Raw genomic sequence first — 17205 nt, 5'->3', positions numbered from 1 at the left:
GCCCCAGTCATTTTTCGCCATATGCAGATCCGAATGGCAGACACCGCAATAGAGAATTTCCATTGCAATATCATTAGCGCGTAACGCACGGCGCTCAAAAGACATAGGTGCTAAGGGAGAATCAGAAGTGTGAGCTGCATAACCGATAGTTTTCATGTGATGGTTCCCATTTATAAGTGTGGTATGTAACTAAAGCAGCAGGAGAGAGTGCATCTTATCCTGCAAAGATGATTGAACCTTGAAGATACAGCAGCTTGGTTAACAGAACATTAAATATCAGATTTTAATCAAGCTTCAGTAAAGATTATGGTTAAGTCTGGGGAATATTTATTAATCATGATCTGGATCAATTCCCTTATCTATCAATATAGAGATAATAAAAATGTTGTGGCGCATACTATGGAAAATAACTATTCCGGTTGATTGCCTTAACTTTTACAAACATAAAAAAATGAACATCATAGCTCCCTGATCACATCCTTTTCAGGAGGATAATACGGTGAAATCCATTTACATTAATGACTTTGTTAGCAATGGTATTAACGTTAATTCAGCTCATGTCTATAAGCTGAAACAGGATTTTAGAGAGCATTTAGCACCAATACCCGATTCTCCAGATAATGGTCTTTTTGATGATTTAGTTGGTCAAAGTAAGCTCGTCAAAGAACTAAAGCAAATCATAAGAAAAATCGCAGTGGTAAACAGTCCGGTTTTAATTGTTGGTGAGACGGGAACGGGCAAAGAGCTAATTGCCAGATCGCTTCATAAATTATCCGGCACTTCAGGTCCTTTCGTCGCGATGAACTGTGGCGGTATTGCGCCATCATTAATTCAATCTGAATTATTCGGCTATGAAAAAGGGGCTTTTACCGGAGCTTTGTGTCGTAAAAAGGGATTTATTGAAGCGGCCCAAAACGGCACTTTATTTTTCGATGAAATCGGTGAATTACCCTTGGATCAACAATCAAATTTACTGCGATTTTTACAAGAAGGGAGCATTCAACGGGTCGGCAGTGTTGATAACATCAGAATCAATACACGGATTATTGCTGCAACCAATGTAGACCTTGAAAAAGCCATAAAAACAGGGACATTTCGAGCTGATTTATTTTATCGGTTGAACGTGTTGGAAATCAAAATGCCTACACTACGCGAAAGAACTGAAGATATTCAAATTCTTGCCAATCATTTCCTGAATAGATATTCAATTGAATTCAATAAAAAAATTGATGGCTTTTCATTAGAATGTCTCCATCACATGAAAGAATATAACTGGCCCGGCAATATTCGCGAACTAATGAACCGTATAAAAAGAGCAGCTATTTTATGTGATACATCTCTCTTGACCACAGATAATTTGGGTATTCCCCATTCCACCATGGTCAGTAAGCCTCACTCGTTAAAATCGGCTAGAGACATAGCAGAAAAACAAGCCATTGAATCGACACTTTACCAATGCGATAAAAACATTACCCAGACTTCAAAATATTTGGGTATCTCCAGAGCGATGTTATACCGACTGATAAAAAAACATGAATTAAACTTTTAAAGCACGGCTCTGCTTTGCGTTCACGGATGAAGTGACTCTATATAAATAATGTTCCATTTTGTAGATGCACTGTTTACTTTTGTACATTCTCTAAAATGGCGAAACCAGTAGCTTTACATCACAAACTATCTCCCCATCAATCGATTGCGTCTCATTTTTATTATTTCTCGCCGAGATCTAAAAGTTAATTTCCTTAATAATCAATTAGTTATATATATGGCATGAGCTATGCAAAGGTTGTTAAGACGACTAATAACCGGAAGGGAAAACTTATGGCTCGTGCTCAAAAAAAATCAAACCAAGTAGAAGCGATAACAACTGCGCCTTCAAATATAACTATCCCTCAGCATGACATGATTGCTACAGCAGCATATTTCATTGCTGAAAAGAATGGTTTTGACACTACACATGATTTAGACAACTGGCTGGCTGCTGAGCAACAGTTGACCCAACAAACTAAACAGAATTTACCTCTCCAAATTTAACTGACAAGGGAATAAACATGACTACTCAATACAGACCATTAAGTCTCATTGGTGAGTTGCAGCGTGAGCTCAGCAACCTGTTTTTAAATGATTCAATCGCTAATTTTGATACCGAACAATGGGCTCCGGCTGTAGATATTGTGGATGAAACAAATCAATATCTTATAAAAGCAGACTTACCTGGTGTCCGTGCCGAGGATATCAGTGTATGCGTTGAAAATGGTGTCGTCACAATAAAAGGTGTTCGTGAGGAAGAAAAAAAAGAACATCGTAAAAACTATAAACGTACTGAACGATTCAGCGGCAGCTTCCTTAGACGCTTCACATTACCCGAAGCAGCCGATCTGGAAAAAATCAAAGCCAAAACTACTGATGGTGTACTTGAGTTAACCATACCAAAAAACGACTCAACAAAATCCAAACGCATCGAAGTTAAAGTTGAAAAGTAAAAGGTTAAATGCTCAATCTCATGCATCAGTCTCATCACAAAAATTTCAGAGAGCAGGTGAAGAAAGTGACGTATGACGAAATATGTCTGCGATGTGCCTTACCCGCTGAGACACTGAGTGAAATGATCGAATATGGTGTGATAGAGCCACTATTTTCAAGCAATAAAGAAGAACCAATTTATTTTTCATCAAGCAGTCTTATGCGAGTAAATACTGCTATCAGATTGTGCAGGGATCTTGAAGTCAATATAGCTGGAGCAGCATTGGCAATTGAGCTGCTTGATGAAATTAAATTATTGCGGAAAAACTTGAACAATTTACAAAACTGAAATTAATGAGGATTTATGGCTAATACAGTAGTCGTAGCTGATGAAGCTACAGCACGGATTTTCTCTGCAGATTCATTCCGATCCAAATTGAATGAGATCAAGTTATTAACAAATGCTTATGGTCGTGAATTAGAGCACGAGATATCTACCGATCTTCCCGGTCGAATCGTGTCTCTAAGTCGCGGTACGCATAATTATGAAAATGAAGAAGCCATCAGAGATCACGCGAGATACAAATTTGCCAAAGAAGTTATTTCCTATATTGGAGATCGTTATCATAAGAATAATCTTGGTCACTTGGTTATTCTCGCGTCAGCGGAATTTCTTGGCGAATTACGAAAACTGATGTCACCAGAATTAACAAAAACTGTCATTCTGGAAAAACCCAATGATCTTACTAAATTAAGTTCTGAAGAAATTTATCAACATTTACAAGTTTATTATGGAAGACGATAACCTAAAGCTATTGAGAAAGATAAATATCTTTAATTTGAATAAATGCTCATTGGTGTATTAAAAAATGATTAAATGATTTAATTTGTACATATTATTAAATATGCCATTGATGCCGGTTTTTCAAAGCTGGGATATGGATTTAAAGTTCAATCCCCAGTAATTTCAGGGCAAGTAACATAGCGTAGTAGCAGATAACGGTTACGCAGACAGAAAGAGAAAGACTCCAGTAAAAATGTAAGCCCATTTTCAGTAAAATAGGGAGTGTGATAAAGAAGGCAAGAGAGGGTAGGACGAACCAGAAAATATTGGCTGCCAAGACGCTGATTTTGGCAATATCACCCGTTTCAAGATAAACCCAAATTATTGCAATAATGGAGATCAGTGGTACTGAGGCCAAAATGGCGCCTATCAATGAATTTCGTTTGGCGATTTCTGAAATCGCGACAATTAAAAAAGCGCTGACGACAACTTTAGTTATGTAGTACCACATATGCTTCCTCACATATTTGACAATTAAAATGCCGCCAAGCTCAACAAGCATTCTGACCAGTTAAATTTTGAGTTTAACTGAAGCCCAAACCTTTCAATCATTGATTATTTACATGTTTCATAACCATGGTTTAGAAACTTCTCCTGCTTTAAATAAAGCATCGAGGACTTTTTGAAAAAATGCATTTTTAGTTTGATTTTTATGAACCATATAAACAGGAAATGTGAATTCAGGATAATTATCAACCTTAATCAAATCGCCTGAATGTAAATATTTTTGTACAACGCGCGTTCGAAAATAACCGCTACCACCATTTTCCAGAATATGCTGCAGCGCGAGCTGGCCAAGGTTAATCGTCAGCTTGGGCCTTGCCAGATGGGGCAGAGCGATATCATGCTGCTTTCGAAAATATTCTCCCCAATCTACATATATATAAGGATCTGCTTGGTTTTTAGCTGAGACAAAGATCAGTTTTTCTTCCAGAACTTGTTCAACCTGAATTCCGGGGCCGTATTCTGGTTGATGCACTACAATGACATCGAGTAAACCTTGCTTGAGTTTTTGATGCAATGAGGTTCGTTCACCAATTTCTGCATTAATCGCCGTTTCGGAAATATCATGGCTGAGATTATTCAGCCATTGAAGCATTAATGGACTCCAGAGACTGATTTCGCCAGCAATATTGAAAATGGTCTCGGTACCTGACGGTAACGGTAAATTTCGTTTGGCACCTTCCCAAGCCTGCACCATCGCGACCGCACGTTCAATAAACTTTTCCCCATCAAGCGTCGCAGTAGCACCGGAGCGATTCCTGATAAATAATCTGCAACCAAGCTGATTTTCGAGATTATGTACACGAGCAGTAACGGTTGTTTGAGTCACATTAAGTGTTTCTGCTGCAGCACCGAAGCTGCCCAAACGAATGATTTCCAGAAAAGTGCGTGCCTGATTAATATCCATCAATAATTTTGATAATAAATAAAGATATTATTCATTATACATATCTATGACGAGGGGCCAAACTACTCGTAATACGGGTAATGGAAGAGCTTGGATATTTGTATGAATGTAAAAGAACATCAAAATTACAATTATGATGTGGTGAAGTATTTCAGTGTCAGTGCGTGTATTTATTTAGTGCTGGGCACGGCAGTCGGTGTATGGATTGCCTCGGAGCTCGCCTGGCCATTCCTTAACTTTGATATTCCCTATATTACCTTTGGACGCTTACGCCCTGTTCACACCAATATTGTTGTATATGGCTTTGGTGGATCGGTATTAATGGCGACAGCCTATTATGTGATCCAACGAACGTGTGGTGTGCGACTCTGGAGCGATGCCTTGGCGTGGTTCACTTTCTGGGGGTGGAATTTATATGTCATCGGCGCCATGATCACTTTGCCATTGGGCATTACACAAGGTAAGGAGTACGCCGAGTTGGAGTGGCCGCTTGATATTTTGCTGGCCGTCGTCTGGATCACCTATACAATTAATTTCATCCTTACTTTGAGTCATCGAAAAACCAGCCACATCTATGTTGCCAACTGGTTTTTTCTGGCCATGATGATCATGTTTACCTATTTGCATGTGATTAACAGCCTGTCGATACCGGTAAGCATGTGGAAGTCCTATTCCATCTTTGCCGGGGTTCAGGATGCGATGGTTCAGTGGTGGTGGGGCCACAATGCCATTGGCTTTTATCTGACGGCTGGCTTTTTGGGAATCATGTATTACTTTGTACCCAAACAAGCTGAGCGACCAATCTATTCGTATCGATTATCGGTCATTCACTTTTGGGCATTGATTTTTGGTTATGTCTGGCTTGGTGCTCATCATCTCCAATACACCGCTTTACCAGACTGGACGGGTTCTCTAGGTGCCGCTATTTCATTGGCGATGATCATTCCATCATGGGGCGGGGCGTTAAATGGTATGTTTACCCTCAGTGGGGCATGGGACAAACTGCGGACAGACTATATTCTGCGTTTTTTAATTGTGTCCCTCGCTTTTTACGCTATGTCTACTTTTGAAGGGCCGGTGATGGCTTCCAAAACAGTCAATGCCTTATCGCATTACACGGATTGGACGATTGGGCATGTGCACTCAGGTGCATTAGGATGGGTGGCAATGGTTTCCATTGGCGCGCTTTATCATATGGTGGAACGAATGTGGAATACCACCATGTTCTCTGTCAGGTTGGTGAATGTTCATTTTTGGTTGGCAACTATCGGAACGGCAATTTATATCACCTCTATGTGGGTTGCTGGAATCATGCAAGGTTTAATGTGGCGTGCCTATGACGAGTATGGAAATTTGTCATATACCTTTGTTGAGTCCGTAGCACAGATGCACCCTTATTACATTATGCGAGCCATGGGGGGATTTATATTCTTTTGCGGGGCGTTGGTAATGTTATTTAATGTACTGACAACAATCTATTTGGCTAATAAAAAACCAGCAGAGACAAAAGCGACATTGCAGCCGGGGTAATCCAATGGAAATTTTGTGGTTGTTTGCAAAAGTTATAGTTGCCTTTTTGACGTCACATTGGCTGGTCGTTGTAACGTCCTTTATTGGTTTATGTTGCATGTTGGTAATAGCTAAATGGGTCTTTCATCCAGATAATAAAAAGATCTACGAGTCTCATGCAAACATCCCCCTGGAAGACTTGCTGGATGATGAAAAGCCTCATAATTCAAAATCAAATTCCGGTTATTCCATCTTTCTATAGATGGGCATTATCAGGAGTATTAACTATTCTGGACCATGCAATATGTCTCATAAATTTAACGTCGGAGATCATGTCACCTGGAATTCCGAAGCGGGAAGGGTCGGGGGCACCATCACCAAAATTCACACACAAGATTTTGATTACAAAGGCCATACCCGTCGGGCATCCAGCGATGATCCCCAATATGAAATAAAAAGTGACAAAACCGATCATATTGCGGCGCATAAGGCAGCAGTCCTGACAAAAACAGCGGAAAAACCGGATTCCTAGTGTTACCGTTTTACACTATAGGCCACTCAACTCGTAGCATAGAAGAATTTATCCAATTACTCCACGCAGCCAATGTAACGCTGGTAGTGGATATCCGTTCGTTTCCACGTTCACGGACAAATCCTCAATTTAATGAAGACACGCTACCTGCCACGTTAAAGCATTACCAGATCGATTATCTTCATCTAACCGAGCTAGGCGGGCGACGCAACAAAATCAAATCCATTTCCGACGACACAAATGCTTTTTGGCAAAATCAGAGTTTCCAAAACTATGCTGACTACGCACTTACCACAGATTTTCAGACCGGGTTGGATATGTTGCTCAAACTAGGTCAAAAACAATGCTGTGTCTTGATGTGTTCAGAAGCGGTCTGGTGGCGTTGTCATCGTCGCATCGTTGCAGATTATTTGCTTGCCCATGGTGAACAGGTCTTTCATTTAATGAATGCTGACCAAATCAAACCGGCGAAATTAACTAAAAATGCCGTGGTAAAAGATATCTTTATTACTTATCCAGCTGGAGATAGTAAATATTAATGCCTGGCTAAGTTTAAACGTAGTGAGCAATAAAAGTGATGAGCCGGGCTGGATCAATTATCTAACTAAAAAGGTTTAAAGGGCGTGCTTGACGAGGCCGCAGCGTCCAAGATGATTAATTGATTGTTCATGTGAATGGGTGTAAGGCATTCATTGATTATTCAGAATTTAAATTCTCGTGGGGTTTGTATGGTAAAAACGCTCAGATTTTAAATTCTGAACCATCTTAAAAAACATCTTTTTTTGTCATAACACATATTATCTGAAGCGAAGGCCTCATGGATTATCGACCGAGCTTGTTGAGATTTAACCTCTCTTATTAAGTTCGTATAATGTATATTATGTTAAATTGCTTGTTGTTTAACGATGGTTATGTTGTATGTAAGTACTTAGCAACTACTTTCGATATATCCACTCACTTTGATGAGTATTCGCAAATATTGAAGTTTCCGTGTTCTTCCTAACCTATGTAAAAGCATCAGAGCTTTTTTAGGCGCAGGATGAAATGACAGCATTTTAATCTGGAGGAAATCATGACCCCTGTTTTTAGATGCGAACTCAATTGAGCAAATTGTGAATGGTATTAATAAATACTGCTGAAGCATCGCCGGAAGAAAAAAACTGGCTGCCCACTATGCTTATCTGCAAGTTCAAATTATGATCAAATTTCAGATGATGGAATTAAACAACTGAAATCAAAAGGTGCTCATTTTGATGTGTAAGAAGCTATTCATATTGCAAAACAATCTGTAGTAAGTGTGAAACCTGATATTGCTTTACACTGGCAGTTGTTCATAAATAATTTATAAAAAAGAGGAACCACTATGAGCTGGAGAGAAACTGAAAACGAGAAAACCTACACCGATGCGGAAGTTGAACAACGACTCAAGGCAGAGTTACCTAATTGGTACTTGGAAAATGGCTGGATCCGCCGAAAATATAAAACCAGTGGCTGGAAATCTACTCTGATGGTGGTTAATACAGTGGGCCATTTGGCTGAGGCTGCTTTCCACCACCCGGATCTAACCGTTTCTTACGCCTTTGTTATTGTCAAATTGACTAATCACGCTGCCAAAGGAATTTCTGATAAAGATTTTGAATTGGCAAGTAAAATCGAAGAAGTCATTATGTGGCAACCTGGATTGATCGAAGGTGGTGCTTTAGTCGGTACACCCGATGATCCCCGTTTTAAATATATTAAGTACGATTGATTATGGAACTGGATATCAGCCCTTCTTTGAATGTATTAGGTGAACCATTACAAACTTGCAGCGGTGATCCATTGACAGGGTTTTACCGTGACGGATGTTGTAATACCAGCGATCAGGACTTAGGTTCGCATACGATATGTGTTGAAGTGACTGAAGCTTTTTTGGAGTTTTCACGTTTTCGTGGCAATGACCTGAGTACACCCGTACCGGAATTTAATTTTCCGGGATTAAAACCGGGCGACAGATGGTGCATGTGTGCCCAACGTTGGATTGAAGCACAGCAGCATGAAATGGCACCCAAGGTGTTTCTGGCGAGTACTCATCAACTTGCATTAGAGATTATCCCATTAGATTTATTAAAGAAATTTGCTTTAGATTTAATGTGAAATATTGCTATTTAGTTATTGATTCATAAAGACTAAATGGTTGTCTTGACTTGCCGTTGAGTAAAAAAGTCTTCAACCTGATGGATGTCCTGTGTGATGGGCATGGCGGGCAAACTACGCATAAATACTTTGCCGTAGGGTTTGTTTAGTAGCCTTGGATCGCACAGGACCAATACGCCATGATCCTGCTCATCGCGAATTAATCGTCCAATCCCCTGCTTAAGCTGGATCACTGCTGACGGAATTTGTATGCTGCGAAATGGATTACCGCCCCGCTCCCTCAAATTATTTATTCGTGCTTCCAGTACTGGATCACCCGGCGATGCAAATGGGATTTTATCGATTAACACACACGATAAGGCTTCTCCTCGCACATCAACGCCTTCCCAAAAGCTATTAGTGCCGAGCAGTACGGCATTACCATGCTGACGAAACTCTTCTAATAATGTCGCTTTTGCTCCACTCCCCTGCACCATTAAGGGATAATCCAAATCCGCCAGTAACTCAGCAACTTCATGCATAGCTCGGTAACTGGTGAACAATAAAAAGATACGCCCTTCACTGTGCAAGATGACTTCTTTCGCAATATCAGCAACATACTGGTTATATCGACGATCAGCGGGTTCAACCGGAATATTAGGTAAATACAAAAGACTTTGTTTTGCATAATCGAATGGACTTTCCCAGCTGGCATATTCAGCATTTTCAATTCCCAGATGCTGGCAAAAGTGATTAAATTTTCCCGCTACGGTCAATGTTGCAGAGGTAAACACCCAGGCTGCCGGTTTTTCTTCCAGCCATTGCTGAAAATGCTGGCTGATTTCAAAAGGTGTGGCGTGTAACACAAATCCAGTTGGCCGATTATCCAGCCAAAGCACCAGATTATCGTCATTTTGCTCTGAGAATAATTGAATAATATTGAGTAATTCGCTGGCTCTAATATGACATTGTGATAATCCTGGACTTCTTACCGCGAGGGGTTCCAGTTCGGCTTCAAACACTTCAAGATAATCGACTAACTCATTGAAATGGTTTTTTATTTCATCATTGAATAACTGTGTTAACCAGGGAGTGCGTTGTTCGGTATTGCCGATATGCAGCCGTAATGATTGCAGCCTGGATTGTAACTTTTCGGCGTGTAATGCCAGAGTTTTGCTGTCGGCTGCATGCTCCTGCATTTCCTGAACCGTATCGCGGCATAATTCAACAATTTGATTACTACTGATACGGTTTCCCAAAAACTGCCCGGCAATCGCGGGTAACTGATGTGCTTCATCAATAATAAACGCGTCAGCCGTAGGCAAAACCTCACCTTGTCCAGCAGTTTTTAACGCAAAATCAGACATTAACAAGTGATGATTGATAACAACAATATCGGCTTCCTGAGCCCGACGGCGGGCTTCAACAATAAAGCACTGTTGATATTCAGGGCATTGTTGTCCCAGACAATTATCGACCGTTGAAGTAACTCTTGGCCATAGATTGGATTGATTATCTAGTAAATCGGACTCGCTTAAATCACCATTTTTAGAGCTTTGAGACCAGTCACGCAATGAACGCAAAGCATCACTTTGTGAGAGCAGCAAAGGATCTTGTTCTGCCAATGTCAGTCGATGATGACACAGATAATTGCTTCGGCCTTTAAGTATGGCCGCCTGAAAAGGCACGGCTAATGCTTTACGCAAGGTAGGTAAATCGCGTCTGAATAATTGATCCTGGAGATTTTTAGTACCGGTGGAAATAAAGACTTTTTGTCCGGATAGAATGGCTGGGGCGAGATAGGCAAAGGTTTTACCGGTCCCAGTACCTGCTTCAGCGACTAAGACCGTTGCAGAAGCGAGTGTGTCGGCAATACGCTGGGCCATTTCCTGCTGTGCCTGGCGGGGATGATAACCTTTGATTTGCCGGGCAAGTATGCCGCCTTCGGCAAAGATCTGTTGTAAATCATCCTGCATAACAACTTCCAAAAAACTTACCTCGCGTGTTGAAACAAATCACGTCGTCTGATTATCCCAAATTTCAGGTTCCGCTCCATTTTCAGCAGTCCAGATCCGTTCACCGATAATTTTAAACTGAGCAATAGACATGGCACCGCGTTTTTTACGATTACTTTCGCGATCATTCAGTGCTTCCTGGATAATTTCTTTGGACGCATAAAATATTTCTACCGGTTGATATTCATCATCAAACAACACCAGTAATACACCATCCCATTCTTGAGCAGGATTCAATTGGCCAATTCGCGGGGTAGATTTACTGGTATCAAAGATGGCACGACCTTTAATCACCAGTTTTTGATCGGCTAATGCACCACTTTTGCCTATCGCGTCATAACTGGAATTTAAATTATCCAGTAACTGTAAATCTAATGATTTTGCGGCATCAAATCGGGCAATTTCACCGGTGACGGGTAAGGTGCTACCGGTCGCCTGACGATAGCGTGCGGCCAACTGTCGGGTTTCATGCATTAATGTATCGATGGAGTATAAATCCATTTGTCTCTCTGACCGCCGTTATTCACATTAGAGCATTATACATGGCAAAAAAAACGGTCTGCCTGCTTTCGCAGACAAACCGTAAATTTTGTCGAGGCTGTGAATAATCAATAGAGTCTGTTGACCCCTCTCTATGACCACAACCTATGCAAAAAATTCACTTAAGATTTTTTTGCATCCAGTTCTTTCTGGTAATACTTGTGGACCAGCTTATCCTGATTTTCCAGAAGATAATCAATGCTTGGCTCATGGTTCATTGCTTTCTCGATTGCGCGTGTCGTGGCACGGCGATGAACATCGAATAATGCTTCATGATCCAGATTTTCTACTGTAGTGATACCAGGATTTAACCAGACGGAGACAATAATGCCCAAATCATTGGCTTTTTCTTTAGGGATAGTGCCGTTACGCACGGCATCCAATACGCCGTTAGCAATCGCACCTTGAACAGTACCCATCAGAATGTTGGTATAGGCAGTATTTTTAACGGTTACTTTACTGACCATAATTGTTGCAGGACGAACCTGAACATCAGTATTCATCAGAGCCAGTACACGGGAGTGACCTTTGACCTGATCACCCATTAAATTCGCAAATGCAGTTCCTACTGGTCCATCCAGTTCGCCAATAACCACTTCTGGTTCGGCGGCAGTCAATGGTGGGCCATCAGCAATCAGTGCTTCACCTGTTCGCATCACAATTCTTTCACTCATAAGCTATTGCTCCTTTGATTAGTGATAAACAATTCATTATCCCGGTCTGAACCTCATGTCGCAACCTTATAAGCCTTTATGAGTATCTCGATGCGGAGTAAACTGAATGAATTTAAGCTTGGATTTAGCATGGCCGATATTGCAACACCTTATGAACGTATAGGCGGCGAACCAGCCGTTCGAAAACTTTGTCATACTTTTTACCAAATCATGTGCGAAACGCCGCAAACCCAGGTAATTCGTGGTCTGCACCCCCAAAACATTCAAATCAGTGAAGATAAACTTTTTATGTTTTTGAGTGGATGGCTGGGAGGCCCCTCTTTGTACATTGAGAAGTTTGGCCATCCGCGTTTGAGAGCCCGACATCTTCCTTTTTCAATCGGTATTGAAGAAAGGGATCAATGGTTGTACTGCATGGCTCAGGCGCTCAAAACTTTAGATCTGGATCCTTTGTTTGCCGAACAACTGATGAGTTCATTCGCCCAGACTGCAGATTTTATGCGTAATCGACAAGAAACGGAGTAAACAATGCATATCGGCGCAGTAATTATTGGTGATGAAATTCTTAGCGGTAAACGCCAGGACAAGCATTTCAATCAATTACAAATCATGCTGGCGAAACGAGGTCTTGAATTAAGCTGGACTCTGATTGTAGGTGATGATCCGCTGCAACTGGAACGCGCTCTGCGTTACAGCATGAGCAGTGAGGATCTGGTGTTCAGCTTTGGTGGAATTGGTGCAACCCCTGATGACAGAACTCGCCAGACTGTTGCCAAAATTGCCAATGTGCCCTTAATTCCCCACCCTGAAGCTATTGCAGAAATTGAAGCACGGTTTGGCGAAGACGCCTATCCAAATCGTATTTTGATGGGATACCTGCCAGAAGGCTCGCGGATTATACCTAATACAATCAATCGAATACCTGGTTTTTCTTATGCAAATCATCACTTCACGCCAGGTTTTCCGGAAATGGCCTGGCCAATGGTGGAATGGGTGTTAGATAATCTTTATGCGCATTTAAAAAACCAGCGACCTGCCGCTGAACAGATTATTTTTGTCCAGCGTGGGCGTGAGTCAGATCTCTTACCGGTCATGAATCAAATTGTTCATGACTATCCACTGTTAAAGTTGTCCAGTCTGCCGCATCTCGGTGATCCACCTCATATCGAATTCAGTCTGCGTGGTGAAGCCGATCAGGTTGAACAAGCCATGCAATTAATTAAACAATCTGTAGATCAAGCGGGCTTTATCTGGTCGGATCAGTTAATCCAATAAAACCACAGCGGTAGACTGAGCATACATAATACTGTGGTGAGTGTAACGGCTGCTGCATAAAGCGATGTATCCAAACCATAACGTTCGCAAATCACAATACCAAACACCATTGTCGGCATGGCAGCCGAGAGAATCACGGTGGTCATGATTTCGGTTGGCAAACTGAGAACCTGAGTGATTAACCAGACACCGGCCGGCGCAATAAACAAAGTAATGGCGGCAACAGGTAACAAGAGTGGCAGCAAATTTAAACGTAGACTCTGCCAGCGAATACTCATGCCTAATGCTATCAGCATAAGCGGCACTACACCGCCGGAAAGAGTTTGCAAGGCGGAATGAATCACCTCGGGACGCTCTATATCCAGCAGATTTAATAGCACAGCGATGGTTACCGCCCATAACGGCGGAATTTTCACCAGGCTTTTTAATGGGTGGTTCGATTGATCATGACTGCCATAATATCCAGCTATTAACATGCCCACTGTCATCAGTATTGGCGTACAGGCAAACAAATCATATTGCAGAATAATTGCGTTGGACCAACTCCCCAGCACCTGGTCCAATACCGGCAATCCAAGATAAGTCACGTTGGGAAAAGTTGCCGCCAATAGCAATGCGCCCTTTTGCGCATTGGTTACAGGCACCACTTTTAATACCAACCAGATAGATAAAGCCGCTGTTGCCAACCCCGTCATCGCTAATAACGAGATCTTCATCGAGTTCATATCAAGTGGTGTCTGCCATATCACATCAATCACCATGGCCGGCAATAGAATATAAAACACCAGATCGGTCAGTGCCCGGCGATGTGCTATCGCTGGAATATGTCTTGGCGCCATGGCTTGCCATAACGCGCCACAGGCAATTAATACGGCCATTTGCGCCAAAACCATAAACATCGGAAGACTGCCTTGAAAGAAGTAATCAGGATCGTAACAATCGTTCAGTGAAAACAAAAGCTAAAAGTCTATTGTTTTTGCCCAATAACACTGGATTTAGCTTGCCTGCCGGCAGTTGCACAGGTAATGTTAGCGCGGTTACTGGATGAAGCTGTATAACAGCTGGCTCATGCTGACTCCAGCCTGATGATACCTTTCATATTGAGGTTGCTTCTTATGTCTTTATCAAAACAATTACTTATCTTGCTAACGCTGATTTTTCTGATTGTGTTCTCAGTAAATTTTGTCATGAGCATGGACAATATTCGTAGTTATCTTCAAGGCGAATCAGAAGTGCATGTACAAGACACAGCAACCTCTCTCGGCTTATCCCTCAGTCCACATATGGCTGATGAAACTGATCCGATTTTGCGAACCATGATGAACGCTATCTTTGATACCGGTTATTACAAAGAGATGCGTTTACTGGATGTGGATAATAATGAGTTAATTCGGCTGACCAATCCGGATGAAGTCCGCGGTGTACCAAGTTGGCTAATTCAGTTTTTCCCTATTGAAACAGCTACAGCCGTCAGTGAAATCAGCACAGGTTGGAATATTGCCGGCACACTCGAAGTCACCAGTAATCCTGGCTATGGTTATCTCAAGTTATACGAACAATTTAAAGCTACTCTTAAGTTTTCATTACTCATTTTACTCGGCGCCATTTTATTGCTGCTGATCGTGCTGAGAATGACTTTGCGTCCCTTAAAGGCCATCACCGAACAAGCCGATGATATTTCAGCCGGTAAGTTTACTGTGATTGAAAATTTACCCTGGACCAAAGAGGTTCGGTCTGTGGCTAGTTCAATGAACAGCATGTCGACCAAAATTGGTAAAACCGTTCATCATCTCAATGCTCGTCTCGATAAACTCAATGACAATCTAAATCGTGATCCACTGACAAATTTGTTAAATCAACAAACATTTAATGTCGATATCAAACAGTCGCTGTCCATTGGTGAGTTTGGTCATGTTATTTATATCAAGTTTGATGATTTAAGTACTGTGGTAAAAAATCATGGCAAGCAGGCGGTCGATGAATTATTAAAAGCCTTTGCCAGCCAGTTAAAACAATTACCTTTTAACAGTGCACGCAGTTATCGCTGGTACGGATCTGAGTTTGCCGTGCTGACAACCGATACCAATATGCAAGATATTACTTCCATCGCTGAGCAAATTCAGCGCTTGGCAAACGAGCTTGGTCAGCAATATGAGCACAACGATTTGCTGCACATGGGTATTGTTTCGTTTGAACGCAGTAGTGAATTTGAACGGTTGATGCCTGCCTTGATTGAAGCCTATGAACAGGCACGATTGATTGAAGCGAATGCGTTTTATATCAAGGAAAACACCTTAAGCTCTATGACCGAAATGAGCTGGAAAGCGACTATCGAGCAAGTTATCAAGGAAGATTCGGCTGTTATTACATTTACCAACCAGGCTTATCACTACAACGATCCGGCAAAACCGCAATTAGTCATGCGTGAAGCCTTTACCGAGGTTCGTGATGCGACGGGTCAATTACTGCCAATCGGTACTTTCTTCTCGATGGCTGAAGCTTTCGATCTAGTCGAAACTCTGGATAAGCATATTGTGCAAAAAGTGTTCAGGTTAATGGACGAAGAAACCGCTCCGGCTCCGGTTACCATCAACTTGTCACTGGCATCAATTGCTTCAGCAGAGTTTCGTCAGTGGTTGGGCCGGGAAATTATACAGTCAGGCATTTCCCCCTCCCTTCTGGCCTTTAGTGTCACGGCCTACGCGGCTGCCAAGGATTTGGATACCTTTAGCAACTTCAGTCTCTTTGTCAGACAACTCGGTGCCCATAGCCTGCTGAAACGTTATAGCAGTGATGTGATCCCGGTAAATCTGCTTAAAGATCTGCATATTGATTACATTCGCCTGGCACGCGATCTGACCACTGATATTCGTAGTAATACCAATAAACCCGACTTACTCGATATCATTCAGGAAATCGCCCGGTTATTGGAAGTGAAAGTCCTGGCAGAGAGTGTAAAAGACGAAGGAGACTTCCTTTGGTTGCAACAGGCCGGTTTATTCGGGATCAGTCGTTAATCAATGTTACTGCGGCTAAAGCCTGTTGTACTGGTAACCATGCTGGCATGGTGGCTGGCATTTTCGGTTCCCTTACTGGCAGAACTGCTGATTTCAGAGGCCTTACTGCAGCGAATTGAAAAAGAATACGATAGTGATGCCAGGCAACGAGTGGAGTCCTGGCAGCAATTGATGCAGGAAAGTCAGGCGCTTTCGGAAGTAGAAAAGCTGGCTCTGGTGAATGACTTCTTCAACAATAATGTCATGTTTGTTGATGATATTCTGCTGTGGAATAAAGATGACTACTGGGCTACGCCGATAGAAATGCTCTCTATCGGCGCGGGCGACTGTGAAGATTATTCCATCGCCAAATATTTCACCCTGAAACAACTTGGGGTGAATGAAGATAAATTACGTATCACTTATGTCAAAGCTATCAATCTGGATCAGGCGCATATGGTTTTAACCTATTTTGAAAATAAACGGGCGATTCCGTTGGTACTGGATAATTTGATTAATGAGATTAAGCCTGCTAATCGGCGTCAGGATTTAATCCCCGTCTATAGCTTTAACGGTACCGGTTTGTGGTTGGCCAAATCACGCGGTGAGGGTCAACGGGTTGGCGATGCATCTCGCTTATCGCTGTGGGAAGATCTGGCCGCAAGAATGCGCGATGAGACCACGGCGAACTAAATCTCAGAATTAAAGAGTTCGACCGGCAATCTGATTAATGTTGGCAATCTGTTGCTGAATCTCAATTTCAAGTTGTAATAAATGGTGGCGGTGTTGATCGGCCGTTTCCTGTCCTCTTAGAAAAGTCGTTAAATCAAT

Annotated in this window: 20 protein-coding genes; 14 read left to right on the top strand and 6 right to left on the bottom strand. The window is 41.9% G+C overall.

Translation table 11 applies throughout. The annotated features are described in order from the left end of the window. Window positions 1-499: 499 nt before the first annotated feature. From LGT40_RS02210 to LGT40_RS02190, 5 genes are all read left to right on the top strand, one after another. A complete protein-coding gene (locus tag LGT40_RS02210) occupies window positions 500-1549 on the top strand; it encodes a sigma-54 interaction domain-containing protein (RefSeq protein ID WP_226074418.1) in 1050 nt (349 codons plus the stop codon). A gap of 272 nt (window positions 1550-1821) precedes the next feature. Beyond that, window positions 1822-2034 carry a DUF2934 domain-containing protein gene (locus tag LGT40_RS02205; RefSeq protein WP_226074416.1) on the top strand — a complete coding sequence of 71 codons (213 nt, stop codon included), beginning with the start codon at window positions 1822-1824 and terminating at the stop codon, window positions 2032-2034. Window positions 2035-2051: 17 nt separating this feature from the next. Continuing rightward, window positions 2052-2483, top strand: coding sequence for an Hsp20/alpha crystallin family protein (locus LGT40_RS02200; RefSeq protein ID WP_226074414.1), 432 nt, complete (start codon window positions 2052-2054; stop codon window positions 2481-2483). An 8-nt stretch (window positions 2484-2491) separates the two neighbouring features. Then, window positions 2492-2812, top strand: a complete 321-nt coding sequence (locus LGT40_RS02195) for a chaperone modulator CbpM (RefSeq protein WP_319000257.1) — start codon at window positions 2492-2494, stop codon at window positions 2810-2812. Between the two features lie 15 nt (window positions 2813-2827). Next, window positions 2828-3268 carry a host attachment protein gene (locus tag LGT40_RS02190; RefSeq protein ID WP_226074412.1) on the top strand — a complete coding sequence of 147 codons (441 nt, stop codon included), beginning with the start codon at window positions 2828-2830 and terminating at the stop codon, window positions 3266-3268. A gap of 139 nt (window positions 3269-3407) precedes the next feature. On the opposite strand, the gene LGT40_RS02185 is transcribed toward LGT40_RS02190, so the two are convergent. Both LGT40_RS02185 and LGT40_RS02180 read right to left on the bottom strand, forming a co-directional pair. Next, a complete protein-coding gene (locus tag LGT40_RS02185; protein WP_226074410.1) occupies window positions 3408-3758 on the bottom strand; it encodes a DUF3147 family protein in 351 nt (116 codons plus the stop codon). Window positions 3759-3875: 117 nt separating this feature from the next. Beyond that, complete coding sequence (locus LGT40_RS02180) at window positions 3876-4718, bottom strand: LysR family transcriptional regulator (protein WP_226074408.1); 843 nt, start codon at window positions 4716-4718, stop codon at window positions 3876-3878. 102 nt (window positions 4719-4820) lie between these two features. Between LGT40_RS02180 and ccoN the strand changes: the two genes are divergently transcribed. The 5 genes from ccoN to LGT40_RS02155 all read left to right on the top strand — a co-directional run bounded on the left by ccoN (window position 4821) and on the right by LGT40_RS02155 (window position 8895). Next, window positions 4821-6248: a cytochrome-c oxidase, cbb3-type subunit I gene (gene ccoN, locus LGT40_RS02175; RefSeq protein ID WP_226074406.1), complete on the top strand. Its 1428-nt coding sequence runs from the start codon at window positions 4821-4823 to the stop codon at window positions 6246-6248. Between the two features lie 283 nt (window positions 6249-6531). After that, the gene (locus LGT40_RS02170; RefSeq protein ID WP_226074404.1) at window positions 6532-6759 is read left to right on the top strand and encodes a hypervirulence associated TUDOR domain-containing protein; all 228 of its coding nucleotides are present in this window, start codon (window positions 6532-6534) and stop codon (window positions 6757-6759) included. Next, window positions 6759-7298: a DUF488 domain-containing protein gene (locus tag LGT40_RS02165; RefSeq protein WP_226074397.1), complete on the top strand. Its 540-nt coding sequence runs from the start codon at window positions 6759-6761 to the stop codon at window positions 7296-7298. The genes LGT40_RS02170 and LGT40_RS02165 overlap by 1 nt, the downstream gene beginning before the upstream one ends. An 824-nt stretch (window positions 7299-8122) precedes the next feature. Next, complete coding sequence (locus LGT40_RS02160) at window positions 8123-8509, top strand: 4a-hydroxytetrahydrobiopterin dehydratase (protein WP_226074395.1); 387 nt, start codon at window positions 8123-8125, stop codon at window positions 8507-8509. Between the two features lie 14 nt (window positions 8510-8523). After that, window positions 8524-8895 carry a DUF2237 family protein gene (locus tag LGT40_RS02155; protein ID WP_247363651.1) on the top strand — a complete coding sequence of 124 codons (372 nt, stop codon included), beginning with the start codon at window positions 8524-8526 and terminating at the stop codon, window positions 8893-8895. A 32-nt stretch (window positions 8896-8927) separates the two neighbouring features. On the opposite strand, the gene yoaA is transcribed toward LGT40_RS02155, so the two are convergent. The 3 genes from yoaA to fae all read right to left on the bottom strand — a co-directional run bounded on the left by yoaA (window position 8928) and on the right by fae (window position 12103). Next, the gene (gene yoaA / locus LGT40_RS02150; protein ID WP_226074379.1) at window positions 8928-10850 is read right to left on the bottom strand and encodes a DNA repair helicase YoaA; all 1923 of its coding nucleotides are present in this window, start codon (window positions 10848-10850) and stop codon (window positions 8928-8930) included. A 39-nt stretch (window positions 10851-10889) separates the two neighbouring features. Then, window positions 10890-11390 (bottom strand): hypothetical protein, encoded by a 501-nt coding sequence (locus tag LGT40_RS02145; protein WP_226074377.1) that lies wholly within the window; start codon window positions 11388-11390, stop codon window positions 10890-10892. A 161-nt stretch (window positions 11391-11551) separates the two neighbouring features. Further along, a complete protein-coding gene (gene fae / locus LGT40_RS02140; RefSeq protein WP_226074375.1) occupies window positions 11552-12103 on the bottom strand; it encodes a formaldehyde-activating enzyme in 552 nt (183 codons plus the stop codon). A 129-nt stretch (window positions 12104-12232) separates the two neighbouring features. On the opposite strand from fae, the gene LGT40_RS02135 reads away from it, so the two are divergent. After that, complete coding sequence (locus tag LGT40_RS02135) at window positions 12233-12628, top strand: group II truncated hemoglobin (protein ID WP_226074374.1); 396 nt, start codon at window positions 12233-12235, stop codon at window positions 12626-12628. Window positions 12629-12631: 3 nt separating this feature from the next. Further along, the gene (locus LGT40_RS02130; protein ID WP_226074366.1) at window positions 12632-13378 is read left to right on the top strand and encodes a competence/damage-inducible protein A; all 747 of its coding nucleotides are present in this window, start codon (window positions 12632-12634) and stop codon (window positions 13376-13378) included. On the opposite strand, the gene LGT40_RS02125 is transcribed toward LGT40_RS02130, so the two are convergent. Next, window positions 13363-14277, bottom strand: coding sequence for an AEC family transporter (locus LGT40_RS02125; protein WP_226074364.1), 915 nt, complete (start codon window positions 14275-14277; stop codon window positions 13363-13365). The two genes, LGT40_RS02130 and LGT40_RS02125, sit on opposite strands and share 16 nt — an antisense overlap. Before the next feature lie 216 nt (window positions 14278-14493). Here LGT40_RS02125 and LGT40_RS02120 point away from each other — a divergent pair, with 216 nt between their 5' ends. Together LGT40_RS02120 and LGT40_RS02115 are read left to right on the top strand one after the other, a co-directional pair. Further along, window positions 14494-16395 carry a bifunctional diguanylate cyclase/phosphodiesterase gene (locus tag LGT40_RS02120; protein WP_226074362.1) on the top strand — a complete coding sequence of 634 codons (1902 nt, stop codon included), beginning with the start codon at window positions 14494-14496 and terminating at the stop codon, window positions 16393-16395. A gap of 3 nt (window positions 16396-16398) precedes the next feature. Beyond that, window positions 16399-17067, top strand: coding sequence for a transglutaminase-like cysteine peptidase (locus tag LGT40_RS02115; RefSeq protein ID WP_226074360.1), 669 nt, complete (start codon window positions 16399-16401; stop codon window positions 17065-17067). The last annotated feature ends 138 nt before the right edge of the window (window positions 17068-17205 follow it).

Origin of the sequence: Methylophaga pinxianii (genome assembly GCF_020447225.1) — a bacterium.
Classification (GTDB): Bacteria; Pseudomonadota; Gammaproteobacteria; order Nitrosococcales; family Methylophagaceae; genus Methylophaga; species Methylophaga pinxianii.
This window is presented reverse-complemented; position numbering and strand designations above follow the sequence as displayed.

Excerpts from the sequence above, each read along its gene's own strand:
- LGT40_RS02160 (WP_226074395.1), top strand. The coding sequence starts at position 8,123 with ATGAGCTGGAGAGAAACTGAAAACGAGAAAACCTACACCGATGCGGAA.
- fae (WP_226074375.1), bottom strand. The coding sequence starts at position 12,103 with ATGAGTGAAAGAATTGTGATGCGAACAGGTGAAGCACTGATTGCTGAT.
- yoaA (WP_226074379.1), bottom strand. The coding sequence starts at position 10,850 with ATGCAGGATGATTTACAACAGATCTTTGCCGAAGGCGGCATACTTGCC.
- LGT40_RS02135 (WP_226074374.1), top strand. The coding sequence starts at position 12,233 with ATGGCCGATATTGCAACACCTTATGAACGTATAGGCGGCGAACCAGCC.
- LGT40_RS02170 (WP_226074404.1), top strand. The coding sequence starts at position 6,532 with ATGTCTCATAAATTTAACGTCGGAGATCATGTCACCTGGAATTCCGAA.
- LGT40_RS02145 (WP_226074377.1), bottom strand. The coding sequence starts at position 11,390 with ATGGATTTATACTCCATCGATACATTAATGCATGAAACCCGACAGTTG.
- LGT40_RS02180 (WP_226074408.1), bottom strand. The coding sequence starts at position 4,718 with ATGGATATTAATCAGGCACGCACTTTTCTGGAAATCATTCGTTTGGGC.
- LGT40_RS02130 (WP_226074366.1), top strand. The coding sequence starts at position 12,632 with ATGCATATCGGCGCAGTAATTATTGGTGATGAAATTCTTAGCGGTAAA.
- LGT40_RS02195 (WP_319000257.1), top strand. The coding sequence starts at position 2,492 with ATGCTCAATCTCATGCATCAGTCTCATCACAAAAATTTCAGAGAGCAG.
- LGT40_RS02185 (WP_226074410.1), bottom strand. The coding sequence starts at position 3,758 with ATGTGGTACTACATAACTAAAGTTGTCGTCAGCGCTTTTTTAATTGTC.
- ccoN (WP_226074406.1), top strand. The coding sequence starts at position 4,821 with ATGAATGTAAAAGAACATCAAAATTACAATTATGATGTGGTGAAGTAT.
- LGT40_RS02115 (WP_226074360.1), top strand. The coding sequence starts at position 16,399 with ATGTTACTGCGGCTAAAGCCTGTTGTACTGGTAACCATGCTGGCATGG.
- LGT40_RS02205 (WP_226074416.1), top strand. The coding sequence starts at position 1,822 with ATGGCTCGTGCTCAAAAAAAATCAAACCAAGTAGAAGCGATAACAACT.
- LGT40_RS02125 (WP_226074364.1), bottom strand. The coding sequence starts at position 14,277 with ATGTTTATGGTTTTGGCGCAAATGGCCGTATTAATTGCCTGTGGCGCG.
- LGT40_RS02120 (WP_226074362.1), top strand. The coding sequence starts at position 14,494 with ATGTCTTTATCAAAACAATTACTTATCTTGCTAACGCTGATTTTTCTG.
- LGT40_RS02190 (WP_226074412.1), top strand. The coding sequence starts at position 2,828 with ATGGCTAATACAGTAGTCGTAGCTGATGAAGCTACAGCACGGATTTTC.
- LGT40_RS02200 (WP_226074414.1), top strand. The coding sequence starts at position 2,052 with ATGACTACTCAATACAGACCATTAAGTCTCATTGGTGAGTTGCAGCGT.